This window comes from Hyphomicrobium sp. ghe19 (genome assembly GCF_902712875.1).
Taxonomy (GTDB): Bacteria; Pseudomonadota; Alphaproteobacteria; order Rhizobiales; family Hyphomicrobiaceae; genus Hyphomicrobium_B.
This window is the reverse complement of record NZ_LR743509.1, coordinates 1,686,331-1,702,095: the sequence shown is the minus strand read 5'-3', so window position 1 is coordinate 1,702,095 and position 15,765 is coordinate 1,686,331. Positions and strand designations below refer to the sequence as shown.

The window sequence follows — 15,765 nt, the reverse complement described above, 5'->3', positions numbered from 1 at the left end:
TGGGCGGATGCCCGCCTACGCGGGCATGACGGTGCGTGAAGAGGCTTAGACAAGCGAGGCTAAGCCGCCTTCTTCGTTTTCGCCGCGATGTCGGCGAACTGCTGGACGACCGCCCTTACGCCCTTCAACCGCATCTCGGGCAAATCCCAGTCGGAGCGATAGACGAGGCGCTGATCCGGCTGAACCTTGAGTGCCCCACGTGAATTCTGCACGAATGCGATGAGCCCTTCCGGGTTCGCGAACTTCGCCTTGTGCAGCGTGATGACGGCGCCCTTCGGCCCCGCATCGACCTTCGCGATGCCTGCCATGCGGCAAAGACCCTTGATCTCCATGACGTCGAGAAGATGCTCGACCTCGGGTGGCAGCGGACCGAACCGGTCGACGAGCTCCGCGGCAAAAGCGTCGATCTCGGACCGCTTCTCCAAACTCGACAGTCGCCGGTAAAGGCCGAGCCGAAGTTGTAGATCCGCAACATAAGGCTCCGGAATCATGATCGACGTGCCGAGCTGGATCTCCGGGCTCCACTTGTCGTCGGCTTCGAGATCGCCACCCTTCATTGCTGAAACGGCCTCTTCCAGCATCGACTGGTAGAGTTCGAAACCGACTTCCTTGATGTGGCCGGACTGCTCTTCGCCGAGAAGATTGCCGCCGCCGCGAATATCGAGATCGTGCGAGGCAAGCGAGAATCCCGCACCAAGCGTATCGAGCGACTGCAGAACCTTGAGGCGCTTTTCCGCGCCTTCGGTGAGCTTCTGTCCCGGCGGCGTCGTTATGTAGGCATAAGCCCGCGTCTTCGATCGGCCGACGCGGCCGCGAAGCTGATAGAGCTGCGCCAAGCCGAACATATCGGCGCGGTGAACGATCAGCGTATTCGCGTTCGGAACATCGAGACCGGACTCGACGATCGCCGTCGAAAGCAGAATGTCGTACTTGCCCTCGTAGAAGGCAGTCATCACGTCCTCGAGCTCCGTCGGCGTCATCTGGCCCGTCGCGCGCGCGAAGACGAGATCGGGCACGGCCTCACGCAGGAACTCCGACATCTCATCGAGATCGGAAATCCGCGGCGCCACGTAATACGTCTGCCCGCCACGGAAACGCTCGCGCCGCAGCGCTTCTTTCAGAATGACCGGATCGAACGGCGAGATGAACGTCCGCACCGCCAAGCGGTCGACCGGTGGCGTGGTGATCAGCGAAAGCTCGCGCACGCCAGTCAAGGCAAGTTGCAGCGTACGCGGGATCGGCGTCGCAGACAGCGTCAGCACATGCACGTCTTCGCGCATCTTCTTCAGGCGTTCTTTGTGATTGACGCCGAAGTGCTGCTCTTCGTCGATGATCAGAAGGCCGAGCCGCGCGAACTCGATCGATTTGCCGAGCAAAGCATGCGTGCCGACCACGATATCGATATCGCCGGATTTCACTCCGGCCTTCACTTCGGCCAGCTCCTTCGTCCCGACCATGCGCGACGCCTGCGCGATCTTCACGGGCAGGCCCTGGAACCGCTGTGTGAACGTGCGGAAATGTTGCCTCGCAAGGAGCGTCGTCGGAACCACGACCGCAACCTGCAAGCCGTTCATAGCCGCGACGAACGCCGCGCGAATGGCGACTTCCGTCTTCCCGAAGCCGACGTCGCCGCAGACGAGCCGGTCCATCGGCTTGCCCGATGCGAGATCGCCGAGCACCGCATCGATGCTGGCCGCCTGATCCTCCGTCTCCTCATACGGAAACCGCGCAACGAACTCGTCGTAAGCGCCTGTTGGCGGAACGAGTACCGGAGCTTCCCGCAACGCTCGGAGCGCCGCGATCTTGATGAGCTCGTTCGCGATCTCGCGAAGACGTTTCTTGAGCTTCGCCTTGCGGGTCTGCCAGCCGACGCCACCGAGACGGTCGAGCTGCGCGTCGCCTTCGTCGGCGCCGTAACGTGTCAGAAGCTCAATGTTCTCGACAGGCAGGAACAGCTTGTCGCCGCCGGCATATTGCAGTTCGAGGCAGTCGTGCGGCGCGCCGAGCGCCGTGATGGTCTGCAAGCCCGCGAACCGGCCGATGCCGTGATCGCTGTGAACGACGAGATCGCCGACCGAGAGGCTCGTGGCTTCCGTCAGAACGTCTGCCGCCTTGCGGGCGCGACGGCGCTGGCGCACCAGCCGGTCGCCCAGAATGTCCTGCTCGGCAACGACGGCGAAATCGGGTGTCTCGAAACCTTCCTCGATGCCGAACACCGCGAACGCCGTCTGACCCGGCGGAAGTGCCAGCACTTCCGCGAAGTTCTCGACCTTCACGGCGTTCTCCAGGCCATGATCTTCGAGGAGCGTAATCAGGCGTTCGCGCGCCCCCGGCGTCCAGGCCGCAAGAATGACCCTGCGGTTTTCCGCGTGAACGCGCCGGATATGAGCCACCGCCGCATCGAAGACGTTCGCGTCGGGATTGGCGCGTTCGGCAGCGAACGTTCGCCCGCGCTTGCCGTGCATCGAATAGACGTTCGTCGCACCGGGCTCGTCGAAGGGCGTCAGACGTGAGACCGTTCGCGAGCCGAGTCCGGCCGCCCAATCCTTGGCGTCGAGAAACATCTGGTCGGGCGGCACGGGCTTGTAAGGCGGTGCTCCAAATCGCTGGCCCTCGAGTGAATCGACACGCGCCTCGTAGTGTTCGCGGATCTGCTCGAACCGCTGCTCGATCGCTTCGTCATCATGATAATCGAAACTGATGCCGACGCCCGGCAGATAGTCGAAGAGCGTCTCGAGGCTCGGATGAAAGAACGGCAGCCAGTGCTCCTGGCCGACGTAACGCCGGCCGCTGCTGACCGCTTCATAAAGCGGATCATCGCCCGTATTGCCGCCAAAGAGCGCGACGTAGCGCGTCCGGAACAACGCCGTCGCCGCTTCCCCGAAGGCGACTTCGCTGACCGGCATCAGCGAAAATTTCGGAACCGGCTTCAGCGAGCGTTGCGTTTCCGCGTCGAAGGCCTTGATGGACTCGAGCGTATCGCCGAAGAAATCGAGACGGATCGGGTTGCTCCGCCCAGGCGGATAAAGATCGATGATACCGCCGCGCTGCGCATATTCGCCGGGTTCCATGACCGTGCTCGACCGGTCGTAGCCGTAGGATTCGAGCCGCTTGATCAGATCGGCCGGATCGAGCCGCGTCGCCGGCGCGATCGTCTTGACGGCGCCACGAATGAAACTCCGCGGCGGCAGGCGCTGCAAAATCGCATTGATGGTCGTCAGCACCAGCGTCGGCTTTTTACGCCCGCCGACGGCAAGCTTTCCGAGCGCCGTGATCCGCTTCGACACGATTTCCGGATTGGGGCTCGTCCGGTCGTAAGGAACGGTATCCCACGACGGAAACGGCACGATGGCGATGTCGGGAGCAAAAAAGGCTACCGCCGCCTGAAGCTCGTCGAGCCGGCGGTCGTCGCGCGCGATGTGGAGGTGAAGGCCGGGCTGGTCGCCGGTGCGCGCAGCCTTCGTGATATCGGCGACGACGCGGCCGTCAAAACCTTCCGGAACACCCGAAAATACGGCGCGAGAGCTGTGCACTTTTGTTGTCATCTAATGCGTCTTATCTCGTCTCTGCCGTAAGGCCATGGAAGGCCCGAATATCGTTCAGCAGGTCCTCGAATTCGATGCCGCTGTAACCCTGGCCGGAGAAGATCCACTGCTGGAGTGAGGGATCGGGAATTGTCATGAAACGCTCGAAGCGCTCGATCTGTTCAGGAGTATAGGAGGGAAGCCGGTCATCGGCATAGCGCCCGACCAGCACGTCCATTTCCTTGGTGCCGCGGTGGTGAGCGCGATAAGACGCACGCCGCCTCTTCGCCTCGAGATCGTCCGTCATATGAAGTCCGGGTTGCATGGCAATGGTAAAAGCGTCGGCAGCAGCTTGACTGAGCGCCGGACGGCCGTCACGGTGCGCCATTCGCGAAGGGTTCCTATACCGCCCACTGCTCCCCGCGCCTAGCGCACCCGGCGATGCTTATTGCCGCGACCAACGGTAGCGGCCCCGCGACACCTGCCAACGGCGAGCCTAATTCTACGATGCGACCAGCCTTTCTCAATCCGCTTTTCGCGTCGGCGCAAACCCTGGCCGGGATCGGCCCGCGCCTCATTCTGCTTTTGAAAAAATGTCTGGCCTTACCGCCGGGCGTTTCCGAGCCTCGTGTCATCGATGTGCTGTGGCACATGCCGACCGGCGTGATCGACCGGCGCAGCCAGCCCCAGCTCGCAGCAGCCGTCCCCGGAACCATCGTCACGCTCGAACTGAGAGTGCTGAAACACAAGCCCTCGCCGCGAGGAAATACCAAAGCCCCGTACAAGGTGACGTGCGAAGACGACACGGGCCGCATCGACCTGATCTTCTTCCACGCCGAGCATAAATTCATCGAGCGTCAGCTGCCCGAAGGCGAAATCCGCTACGTCTCAGGCCGCATCGAACGCTACGGCGAGCGGCTTCAGATGTCGCATCCCGATTACATCGTCTCGCCGGAAGCCCGTCACGAGATGCCGTTGCTCGAGCCAGTCTATCCGCTGACTGCAGGGCTCTCCGGAAAGATCGCGCTCAAAGCTGCGCGCCAGGCCGTCGAACGCGTTCCTGAACTTCCCGAATGGCAGGAAACGAGCTGGCTCGAAGCGCGCTACTGGCCGAAATTCAACGAAGCGGTCGTCCGCGTCCATCGGCCGGGCGAGGCGCAAGACGTCTCTAACGGCGCCATGTTCTGGCAACGCCTCGCCTATGATGAACTCCTCGCGGGTCAGCTCGCGTTCGCGCTCGTACGGCGAAACCTGAAGACGGAACGCGGACGGCGCCTGTCGGGCAACGGCAAAATTCGCGCGAAGATCGCAGCCGCACTCCCGTTTTCGCTCACCGGATCGCAAACGGGCGCGCTCGCCGAAATCACCGATGACCTCGCAGCGCCCCACCGGATGCTGCGTCTGCTCCAGGGCGACGTCGGCTCCGGCAAAACCGTGGTCGCATTGATGAGCATGGCCGTCGCCGTTGAGGCTGGTGCGCAAGCCGCGTTGATGGCTCCGACCGAAGTGCTCGCCCGCCAGCATATCGAAACCATCGCGCCGCTTGCCGACGCGGCAGGCCTCCGGATCGCCCTGCTCACGGGACGCGAAAAAGGCAAAGCCCGCGACGCCGTGATATCGCGCCTCGCGACCGGCGAGATCGACATCCTGATCGGAACGCACGCGCTCTTTCAATCGGACGTGCAGTTCAAAGACCTCGCCGTCGCGGTCATCGACGAGCAGCACCGCTTCGGCGTTCACCAGCGCATGGCGCTGCAATCCAAAGGATCGAACGGCGACACAAACGTCCTCGTGATGACAGCGACGCCCATTCCGCGGACGCTTTTGATGACGCACTACGGCGATCTCGACGTATCGAAGCTCACGGAAAAACCAGCCGGACGCAAACCCGTCGTCACCAAAGCGGTGCCGCTGGAATTGCTGGAACGCCTGATCGATCGCGTTCGCGTCCAGCTCGAAGAAGGCGCGCAGGTCTACTGGGTCTGCCCGCTGATCGAAACGTCCGAAATTTCGGATCTCGCCGCCGCGGAAGAACGGTTCGCATATCTCCGCCAGATCTTCGGCGACAGCGTCGGCCTGTTGCACGGCGGACTGACGGGCAAGGAGAAGGACGAGACGATGTCGGCATTCGCCGCCGGCCATCTGAGAATTCTCGTCGCGACGACCGTCATCGAAGTCGGCGTCAACGTTCCGAATGCCAACATCATGGTGATCGAGCACGCCGAGCGCTTCGGCTTGGCCCAGCTTCACCAGCTGCGCGGCCGCGTCGGCCGCGGCACGCGTGAATCGTTCTGCATGCTGCTCTACAAAGCGCCGCTCGGTGAAACCGCCGAAGCGCGATTGAAGATGATGGAAGAGACCGAGGACGGCTTCAAGATCGCGGAGAAGGATCTCGAACTTCGCGGCGGCGGCGAAATCCTGGGAGCTCGCCAGAGCGGCGCGCCGGGCTTCCGGATTGCAGAGGTTCCCGGCCGGGACGCGCTGCTCGAAGCCGCCCGCGACGACGCCGAACTCATTCTTCAGAAAGATCCAAACCTCGTCTCACCGCGTGGTCAGGCACTCAGAACACTGCTCTATCTCTTCGAATGCGATGAAGCGGTTCGCCTGTTTCGCGCAGCCTAGTCAGAAGGCTAAGCAGCAGGCTTGTCGCTGCCCAAACGGAAACGCGACGCCTTCTTCTCCGCCGCCGCAAGCCGTTTCATTTTCTCCGCGACGTCCGGCATGACGATGCCGCCCGAAAGAACGATCTTCGCTGCTTCCTCGACGGTCATCGATAGAAACACCACGTTCGCCCGCGGCACGAAGCAGATGAACCCAGTCGGCGGCACAATGCCGGTCGGCATGAAAACGGTGAGAAGATCTTCGGCGCCGCCCGGCTTCGCGTCTTTGATCTCGCCCGTCGTCTCGCCCGTGACGAACACGAGGCTCCAGATTTCCTTCGACGGGAATTCGATCATCCCGACCTTTTGAAAACTGGAATTCGGTCCGGTCGTCGAGATGACGCTCTCGAAAATCTGCTTCAGCGCCCCATAGACGTTGCGCACGATCGGCGTGCGCGACATCATGAGTTCGCCCGAGGAGACGAGCGTCCGCCCGAGCAGGTTGGCAGCGAGCGCGCCGATCAGCGTCAGCCCGACGATGGCAATGACGAGACCAAGCCCCGGCAACGGAAACGGCAGGTACGTATCGGGATTAAAGGTCGTCGGCAGCAGCGGCTTGATCCAGGCGTCAATCCAATGGATGACACCCCACATGATCCAAAGCGTGATCGTGACGGGGCCGACGATGACGAGACCGGTCAGAAAAGCGTTGCGGATCCGCGATCCGAGTCGCCATCCCGTTTTGCCGTCATCGCTAACCAGCCGCTTGAGCCCAGCGGTCAGCTGTGCATCCGTCTTCGCGTCGGCGCCCAAAGAACTGCGAGGGCCGGGGTCGTGAGCAGACGGTGGGGCCATTCTCTCCTACTCGAGCTGATAGCCCGATGGAGACCGGGCGAGCCTCAGTTTGTCACGACCAGACAATCAAGGCCACTGCTTCGAAGTTTGTTGCAGAGACCGCGCGGCTCTTCCTGCGAAGCATAGCCCCCGATCCGCACGCGATAAAACGTCCCCATGCTGCCGATGACGGCCTCATCGACGGTCGGCACGTGATTGGAAAGTTCGGGGCCATGCTGGGCGATGAGGTTCTGCGCCAATGCCTCGGCATCTGCCCGCGACCTGAGAGCAGCGATATGAATCTTATACTTGCCCTTCGTCGCGACGGACTTTGGGTTGGTCTCGGCCGCGAGCGCAATTTTCGTGGGCTTAGCGGCAGCACCCGGCGCGACGACCGTCGCGTTGCTCCAACTCGACGTTTCGGGAGCGCCGGATGTTGAGGCCGTTGTCACCGCTTCACTACTCGCAGGCGGAGCTGCCGCAGGCGTCGATCCACCCCCGAACATGTTGGAGAAAAAGCCCGTGACGTTGCCGGGTATGGCGCTGACAGTCTGCCCGAACGAAGACCCGCCAGACGGCGGCGGCGCCGGGCTAGCGTCTGACGGCGAAGCAATCGATTGAAAGCTCGAACTCTCTCCCGCTGCGGTAGCACGAGCGCGCGCCGCATCCATCGCGGCCTCGCTGTTGGCGTCCTGCCGCGTAATCGTCGCCGACGTGCCGTCTCCGGAGCTCGCACCACCCTGGCTGCCGGCCGCTTCGGCAATCGCCGCAGCGGAAAGCCCGGCCGAACCGGCATTGGGCCCCGGCGCTGGATTTGCGACGACCTTAGCGCCCGGAGCGCCGGCTGCCGGCTTTGCGGCCGCGATGACGCGCTGATCCGGCGTGCTGCCCGTGTCTTCGAGGCCCGCCATGCGATAGGCTTCCGAGCGCTCCGCAATCGCCGACTTTTGGTCGCTCGGGCTGAGCCCGTTCTTCAACCAGATCGCGCTTGTGAGGTCCGAAATAGCGAGGCCGGGCTTGTTATCTCGTTTGTAGGCAAGGCCGCGGGTATAAAGGGCTTTCGCCATTTCGGAGGCCGAAAGCACGCCCGCCTTGACGGCAATCGTCAGCTGGCCGATCGCATTTTGGTGACGGCCGGCGGCATATTCCTTGAGCCCGGCATCGTAAGCCTTTTTCGCGGCCGCGATGGCCACGGCCTTCTGTTCGGCGTCACTGTCGCCGCCACCGCTTTGGCCAGCTTTCGGCCCCTGCGTCGCCTGGCTTGCGGACTTTGCTTTGGCAGCTTCGCCCGCGGATGGCCAGCTGGCGAGGCCGCCGGCAAATACGCACGTCACGATGGCAGCGAGCGCCATGGGGCGCGCCAACGCCTGGAACTGCGTCATTGTACGTACCTTCCCCAATGGTCACGTTCTAGATTGCGCAACCTCCCCTCAAGGTATTGCAATCATTTGAACGAGGCAAATTGTGGGCCCCCGCCCTCTTATACCGGCTTTTTTGCCGGTTATTCCACCGTGACGGACTTCGCCAGATTTCGCGGCTGATCGACGTCCGTACCCATCAATACCGCCGTCTGGTAGGCGATGAGCTGAGTCGGCACAGCATAAATCATTGGCGCAACAAAAGTGTCGACGCTCGGCATTTGGATGTGGGCAGCGAGTTTACAACCAGCTTTTTCAGGCGCCGCGTCCGAAATGAGGATCACCTGGCCCCCGCGAGCCGCCACCTCCTGCAAATTGGACACCGTCTTCTCGAAGAGATCGTCCTCGGGAGCGACCACGACGACCGGCACGGTTTCATCGATCAGCGCGATAGGACCGTGCTTCAGCTCGCCTGCGGCGTAGCCCTCGGCATGTATATACGAGATCTCCTTGAGCTTCAGCGCACCTTCCAGAGCGATCGGGAAACTCGAACCGCGGCCCAGATAGAGAACGTCACGGGCCTTGGCGAGTTCGTGAGCAACCGCGATGAAAGACTCGTCGTTCTTCAAAATCGAAGCAATGTGACGGGGCACCTCCATCAACGATGTGACGAGCGCCATTTCCTGTTCGACCGTGATCTTGTCACGTGCCCGGGCGATTGCGATCGCCAAGCAAGCGAGCACGGCAAGCTGGCACGTGAATGCCTTCGTCGAAGCGACCCCGATTTCCGGCCCCGCCAGCGTTGGCAGCGCCGTGTGCGATTCACGCGCAATCGTCGAGGTGCGAACGTTGACGATGGAGGCGATGCGTTGGTCATTGGCCTTCGCATAGCGAAGCGTCGCCAGCGTATCGGCCGTTTCCCCTGACTGCGAGACGAACACCGCGAGACCGTGCTCGGGCAACGGCGTTTCGCGGTAACGCATTTCCGACGCGACATCGATGTCGACCGGCAATCGCGCGTAACGCTCGATCCAGTATTTGGCGACGAGCCCGGCATAATAAGCCGTGCCGCACGCTGATATCGTAACGCGGCTGATTTTCGAGAGATCGACGCCCAAATCCGGAAAACGCACGCGCGCCGTCGTCATATCGAGGTAGTTCGCGAGCGTGTGCGAAATGACTTCCGGCTGCTCGTGAATTTCCTTCGCCATGAAGTGGCGATAGTTGCCCTTATCGATCAAAAGAGCGCTCGCTACGGCTTTGACGAGTGGGCGCTCCACGCGCTCACCATCAAGATTGAAGATCTCGGCGCCCGAGCGGTGCAGAACCGCCCAATCGCCCTCTTCAAGATAAGTGATAGCGTCCGTGAACGGCGCAAGCGCGATGGCGTCCGAACCGAGGTACATCTCGCCCGAGCCGTGGCCGATGGCGAGCGGCGAACCCTTGCGGGCCGCGATCATCAAATCGTCCTCGCCCGCGAAAATGATGCCGAGCGCAAAAGCGCCCTCCAGATGCTGCAGGGCATTACGAACGGCGGCGACAGGCTCCGCACCCTGATCCATTTCGTCCGTGATCAGGTGGACGACGGCTTCGGTGTCCGTATCGGTCTCGAATTTGTGTCCCTTGGCCTCGAGACGCGCCCTGAGCTCGCGGAAATTCTCGATTATGCCGTTGTGCACGACCGAGACCTTAGCCGTCATATGCGGGTGCGCGTTGCGCTCCGTCGGACGGCCGTGCGTCGCCCAGCGCGTATGGCCGATGCCGGTGCGGCCCGCGAGCGGCTCCGAGATCAGCCGCTTTTCCAAGTTCCGTAGCTTGCCCTCGGCGCGGCGGCGATCGATAGCGCCGCCCTCGACCGTTGCGATGCCCGCCGAATCATAGCCCCGGTATTCGAGCCTCCGCAGGGCGTCGACCAGATTGGTCGAAACCGATGATTTTCCGAGAATTCCTACGATCCCACACATTGGATCGGCTCCCCCAAAGAAGGTTCCCCCAAATCGAACGATGGGGGCGGTTAACAATCATCTCAAGTCACAGAGTGTTTCAGACGAACGCACTCTTTGTGTCCTGTCGCTCTCGGCAAAGTCCCGGCGTGGTTAACAATCATTTTTTTTGAGCGGCTTTTCGGCGAGACATCACCGCCCGAAATTTCTCGGCCCACCCCGGCCGCTCTTCTTGCGCGCTCCGTTCGATCGCCAGAGCACCCGGGCTGACGTTCTTGGTAATGACGCTACCTGAACCGATATACGCGCCCGCGCCGATTTTGACGGGCGCAACGAGCGACGTATTTGAACCGATGAAGGCCCCGTCGCCAATCTCGGTCTTCTCTTTGTTGTAACCGTCATAATTGCAGAAGATCGTGCCCGCGCCGATGTTTGCACCGGCCCCAACGCTCCCGTCGCCGAGATAGGAGAGGTGGTTGGCCTTCGCGCCCTCGCCGAGGGTCACATTCTTGACCTCGACAAAATTTCCGATGTGAGCGTTCGCCCCGATCCGGGCACCGGGCCGGAAGCGGGCGAACGGTCCGATTCGCGCCCCCTTCCCGATCGTCGCGCCTTCGATGTGGCAAAAACCTAGGATCTGAACGCCCTCTTCCACCGTCACGCCCGCAGCAAAGATCACGTTGGGCTCGATCGAGACATCGGACGCGATTCGCGTGTCGAAATTCAACCAGACAGTCTCCGGCGCGATCATCGTTACGCCGTCGCGCATGAACGCCGAACGGGCGCGCGCCTGCCAAATTCCTTCCGCGACAGCCAGTTGTTCCCGCGTATTGACGCCGAGAACATCGCTCTCGTCGCACTCGACGACAGTAGCCTTGAGCCCCTGCTGACGCGCAATCTCGATCGCGTCGGTCAAATAGTATTCGCCCTTTGCGTTGGCGCTACCGATCCGCGACAGAAGTTCGGAGAGCCGCGGCACCCGGAATGCCATGACGCCCGAATTGCAGAGCCCGATGGCCCGCTCGGCCTCGGTCGCATCCTGCTCCTCGCGTATCCCTGTCAGCGCGCCATGATCGTCGATCAGAAGCCGGCCGTAACCGGTTGGATTATTCGGCCTGAAACCGAGAACGGCAATGTTCGCGCCCGAATCGAGGGCTGCGCGTAGCCGCGCGATGACCTCACCCCGGACGAGCGGCGTATCGGCGAAGAGAACGACGACGTCACCACCATCCTGCTCATCGAGAGCGGGCTTGGCGGCGAGCACCGCGTCCGCGGTCCCGAGTTGGGCCAATTGCTCGAACATCCGCGCGCCGGGAACCACCCGCACCGCTTCCGCCCCGACGGCATTCATTCCGGGCCCGGCAACGACGGCAATCTTGCCGCCCTCGATGCGTGATGCCGTGGTCAAGACATGCGCCAGCATCGACTGCCCCGCAATCGTGTGAAGCACCTTCGGCAGGGACGACTTCATGCGCGTGCCCTTGCCCGCAGCTAGCACGACGAAGAGACAGGGCCGGACACTCATGGAAAACCTTGCTTTGTCATTGCAATGAGCCGAAGGGCGAGCGCCGACGCCGTGCGTTCCCCCGATTGCCCATCATGCCATACCGCCAGCGATCCATCGGGGGCAAGTACTGCTCGAAGTATCGATTTGCCCGACAGCGACGGGACGCCTCATGCATCGTTGCGGATAGCTCTTTGTTAAAGAGTTCCCGAAGGATAGGTGGCTCGCGACAACTCTGCATTCGTCCACAGGTTCTAGCGCCGAACACACGCGCTGGCATTGCGGCAATCGCACACCGGACCCAACCTCATCCACACGGTGAAAACGATTCGGGGCAAACGGACCGGCATGCGGACCGGCCCCTAAGGCATCAGGACGAAAGACCAATGACCAAGACTGCAAGCGACAAGCCGATGCGCAGGAACACCGGTGCCACGCCATATGCAGCGATATGGTTCACTCTGGGGGCCGCCGGCCTCGGCTATCTCTGCATAGCGTTTCTGGCGCCGCACATCCTCCCCGACTTTTCGGGTGGCCGCGTCGCCGAACGCATGCTGAGCGAAACGCAAGTGATGAAGGTGTCGGCCGACGTCGACAGTCTCAAATCATCGCTCGAAAAACTTCAGATCGAGGTCGACAGCGTGAAGGCGAACGCCGTCGCTCATCAGACGCAAACCGATCAGCTGAGCGCGCACCTCGCCGCGCTGGACGAGAAGGTTCGCGGCCAAGACACGGCGAAGACGGCGTCAGCCGCTCCGCTGCCACCGCCGACGCCCGACGTACCGGACTTCGCCTCGGGCGCGTCACAAGCGCAAGCTGTAGCCGACGGACCGCCACCCACCAAGGTCATCAACGCGGCTCCCCAGGTCGGCCCGAAAGTTGGGCCGCCAGTCGGCGCGCCGATCGTGACGGGCAGCATCTCGAAGAGCACGCAGACGGCAAATGCGGGTGATGCGATCAGCTTCGGCCCGGCCGTCGTAAAGCCGGCGCCGAAACCGGTCGGAATTCAGATCGCCACGGATTCCTCCGTCGACGGCCTGCGGATTACCTGGAGTGCACTTGCCCAGGTACACGCCGAGCAACTCGGAACACTGAGCCCGCGCTATGCCGACCTCGGGACTGCAGCAAACCCGAGCTTTGGACTGATTGCAGGCCCGATCAAATCGAAGGCCGATGCGAAGAAACTCTGCAAGGAACTCGCGGCCCAATCGGTCAGCTGCAAGATCAGCGACTTCAAGGGCGCCGAGCTATAAGAGCCGCTTGATGACGGACGGGATTGCGTTCGGCAATCCCGTCCTCCGGCTCATTTAATATGAGCCCGCGCAATATGTGCACGCGCCAGTCAGATTATTCTGCAGCGAGACCGCCACTCACTCGCTTTCACGGGCTGGAGGTATTGAACGTGTCGCAGGCGTCCATCTTGCCGGATTCCAGACCAGCTTTGAACCAGCGAACGCGTTGCGCGGCCGACCCGTGCGTAAACGCATCGGGGACCACACGGCCCGTCATCTTCTTTTGAATCATGTCGTCGCCGATCTGCGATGCAGCGTTGAGCGCGTCTTCGACGTCACCCGGCTGCAGGCGCTTCTTCATCTGATCGTTGAGATTGGCCCAGACGCCCGCAAGGCAATCAGCCTGTAGCTCGGTGCGAACCTGAATCTGGTTGGCGGTTGCTTCGTCGTCGGCCCGCTCTTTGAGCTTTTGAACCTGGTCGAGGATCCCGAGCTGCTTCTGCACGTGATGGCCGACCTCGTGCGCAATAACGTACGCCTGCGCGAAATCCCCGCTGACGTTGAACTTCCGCTTCAGCTCGTCATAGAACGCGAGATCGATGTAGACCTTCTGATCGAGCGGGCAATAAAACGGCCCCATCGCCGCCTGCCCTGCGCCGCAGGCCGTGCGGGTAATTCCCGTATAGAGAACGAGAGGCGGATCCGGATAATCCCGCCCGAAGCTCTTGAAAACCGACGTCCACACATCCTCGGTATCGGCAAGCACGCGTTTGACGAAGACCGCTTCTGCGTCGTTGCCCGCCGCCTGCTTCTGCGGCGAACCCGGAAGCCCAGGAATGTCGGCAGGCGAACGCGACGGCCGATCCGAATGCGGCATCTGCGGCATGCCGATCTGTCCATTGGTACCAAGCAGAACGTCGAGTGGGTTGATGCCGAACAGCAGCAAAACGGCGCCGATGATCAGCAACGACGTGATACTGAAACCACCCCTGCCCCCGAGAGGGATTTGAATGCCGCCACCGGGAAATTGAAAACCGCCGCCGCCTTGACCGCGCCGATCCTCTACGTTGCTGCTTTCACGGTCGTCCTGATCGTAGCGCATGTCAGCCTCAAAAAATGACGAAGCATCGCGGCTCGGGGCGCACAGCCTCAACGGGTGCGCCGGCCGCAATCCAATGCCGCATACTGCACGCGCGAGAGGCCTTTACAAGGTTCGTGTAGAGTCGATCCGAAACGATATCCGCTACGGCTTGGTTTCCTCCGGACGGCCCTTTTTTGCCTTCCCCGTACCCGGTAAGGCGAGAAGATCCGGCATCGTCGAAAGCCCCTTGGGCTTGGCCACCGGTTTCAATTGGGATCGAACGGCGCGTGATGCCGCTACCGTGCCATCGTAAGCGTACGCCTCATGATTGCGTTCGATCTCGGCCAGATCGTACCGGTAGTTGACCATCAGGCCGTGCGCCTCGCGGAGCCCCTTCTCGGACGGGTCCGCCAGCCAATTCAACCGCTCGAGCCGCGCGCCGTTGCCAAGATGAAAGCGCGCGACCTGATCGACAGGCCGATCGTCGCTCGACCGGGCGACAAGAAAATAATGCGCCGCGAGGCCCATCAGCGCCGACTTGAGCTCGTCCGTTCCAGGTGCGTCTTTCGCCGCCTCCTCGACCCAACGCGGGTCGCGCAACCGCGATAGAGCCTGCCGGTCCGCGGCCGATATGGGCACGTCGCTTCCGCCCGCGAGCGCCCGGTCAACCCAGCGCGCGAAGCTTGGAACCGGAGAAAGCGTAACGAACGTCTTGAGACTCGCCACATCCCGCGCGAGATCCTCGACCACCTGTTTCAAGAGGAAGTTGCCGAACGAAATGCCTTTGAGGCCTTCCTGGCAGTTGGAAATCGAATAGAAGACCGCGGTCGTCGGCGGCGCATCGTCCTCCGAGCGGCGCCCGTCGAGCACGGTCGCGATGGCGTCCGGCATGTCGCGCATCAAGGCGACCTCGACGAAGATCAACGGTTCGTCGACCAGCGCCGGATGGAAAAAGGCGAAGCAGCGCCGATCCTTGGGATCGAGACGGCGGCGCAAATCATCCCACCCGCGGATCTCATGCACCGCTTCGTATTCGATGATCTTCTCGAGAATAGCCGCCGGCGTCTGCCAGTCGATGCGGCGAAGAACGAGGAAACCCCGGTTGAACCACGACGTCAAAAGCCTCTCGAGGTCGGAATCGACGGCAGCGAGCGCTTCGTCCGACTTGATGTGGCGAACGAGATCGCTACGCAGCGCGACGATTTCCGCGGTCGCTCCAGCCGCCAGATTCAAGCGGCGGAAGAACTCGAGCCGCGGGCTGTATGAAGCCTTCTGCAGCTTTGCGAGCGTCTTGTCACACGGGTAATCGAGATAGGCTCTGGCGGCGTCCGCGACCTGCACGGGATTGGGTTGTAGATCGTCAGCGAGAAACCGGAAGAACTGCAGCCGTTCCTCACTTGTCGCTTTCTTGAGCTGATTGAGAAGCTGGCGAGCAATCGCCACGCCGGAAGCTTCACCTCGTCCCGACATCAGCGCCCGCGACAGAACCTCGATCGATTCTCCGCCGGCCTCGCCGAACAGCGCTTTCGGCAGCAGCGCACGGCCCTGCTCGGCAACCGCTGCCATCAATTCCTGAAAGAAAGAAACGTTCACGCGTTCGGCCATGGATGGGGAGAGCTCCTGGATCGTTAACGTTTGCTTAACCGTATCGAACGAGCATCCCGTCGTTACTTGTATAGGGCATTTTCG

General features: G+C 62.0%; 10 protein-coding genes. 2 read left to right on the top strand and 8 right to left on the bottom strand.

Features of this window, described 5'->3' with window-relative positions:
* Positions 1 to 59 precede the first annotated feature (59 nt).
* Complete coding sequence (mfd, locus tag AACL53_RS08065; protein ID WP_339083977.1) at positions 60 to 3,545, bottom strand: transcription-repair coupling factor; 3,486 nt, start codon at positions 3,543 to 3,545, stop codon at positions 60 to 62.
* 10 nt (positions 3,546 to 3,555) lie between these two features.
* A complete protein-coding gene (locus tag AACL53_RS08060; RefSeq protein WP_339083976.1) occupies positions 3,556 to 3,912 on the bottom strand; it encodes a succinate dehydrogenase assembly factor 2 in 357 nt (118 codons plus the stop codon).
* A gap of 119 nt (positions 3,913 to 4,031) precedes the next feature.
* Here AACL53_RS08060 and recG point away from each other — a divergent pair, with 119 nt between their 5' ends.
* A complete protein-coding gene (gene recG / locus AACL53_RS08055; protein WP_339083975.1) occupies positions 4,032 to 6,146 on the top strand; it encodes an ATP-dependent DNA helicase RecG in 2,115 nt (704 codons plus the stop codon).
* 8 nt (positions 6,147 to 6,154) lie between these two features.
* Here the strand turns inward: recG and AACL53_RS08050 are convergent, their stop codons facing one another.
* The 4 genes from AACL53_RS08050 to glmU form a co-directional block, all read right to left on the bottom strand.
* Positions 6,155 to 6,979 (bottom strand): DUF502 domain-containing protein, encoded by an 825-nt coding sequence (locus AACL53_RS08050; protein WP_092869250.1) that lies wholly within the window; start codon positions 6,977 to 6,979, stop codon positions 6,155 to 6,157.
* A 44-nt stretch (positions 6,980 to 7,023) separates the two neighbouring features.
* The gene (locus AACL53_RS08045; RefSeq protein ID WP_339083973.1) at positions 7,024 to 8,340 is read right to left on the bottom strand and encodes an SPOR domain-containing protein; all 1,317 of its coding nucleotides are present in this window, start codon (positions 8,338 to 8,340) and stop codon (positions 7,024 to 7,026) included.
* Positions 8,341 to 8,459: 119 nt separating this feature from the next.
* Positions 8,460 to 10,280, bottom strand: a complete 1,821-nt coding sequence (glmS, locus tag AACL53_RS08040) for a glutamine--fructose-6-phosphate transaminase (isomerizing) (RefSeq protein ID WP_339083972.1) — start codon at positions 10,278 to 10,280, stop codon at positions 8,460 to 8,462.
* Positions 10,281 to 10,419: 139 nt separating this feature from the next.
* Positions 10,420 to 11,784 (bottom strand): bifunctional UDP-N-acetylglucosamine diphosphorylase/glucosamine-1-phosphate N-acetyltransferase GlmU, encoded by a 1,365-nt coding sequence (glmU, locus tag AACL53_RS08035; RefSeq protein WP_339083971.1) that lies wholly within the window; start codon positions 11,782 to 11,784, stop codon positions 10,420 to 10,422.
* Positions 11,785 to 12,149: 365 nt separating this feature from the next.
* Between glmU and AACL53_RS08030 the strand changes: the two genes are divergently transcribed.
* Positions 12,150 to 13,016 (top strand): SPOR domain-containing protein, encoded by an 867-nt coding sequence (locus tag AACL53_RS08030; protein ID WP_339083970.1) that lies wholly within the window; start codon positions 12,150 to 12,152, stop codon positions 13,014 to 13,016.
* Between the two features lie 127 nt (positions 13,017 to 13,143).
* On the opposite strand, the gene AACL53_RS08025 is transcribed toward AACL53_RS08030, so the two are convergent.
* Positions 13,144 to 14,097: a neutral zinc metallopeptidase gene (locus tag AACL53_RS08025; RefSeq protein WP_339083968.1), complete on the bottom strand. Its 954-nt coding sequence runs from the start codon at positions 14,095 to 14,097 to the stop codon at positions 13,144 to 13,146.
* A 141-nt stretch (positions 14,098 to 14,238) separates the two neighbouring features.
* Positions 14,239 to 15,681 carry a malonyl-CoA decarboxylase gene (locus AACL53_RS08020; RefSeq protein ID WP_339083967.1) on the bottom strand — a complete coding sequence of 481 codons (1,443 nt, stop codon included), beginning with the start codon at positions 15,679 to 15,681 and terminating at the stop codon, positions 14,239 to 14,241.
* Positions 15,682 to 15,765: the final 84 nt, after the last annotated feature.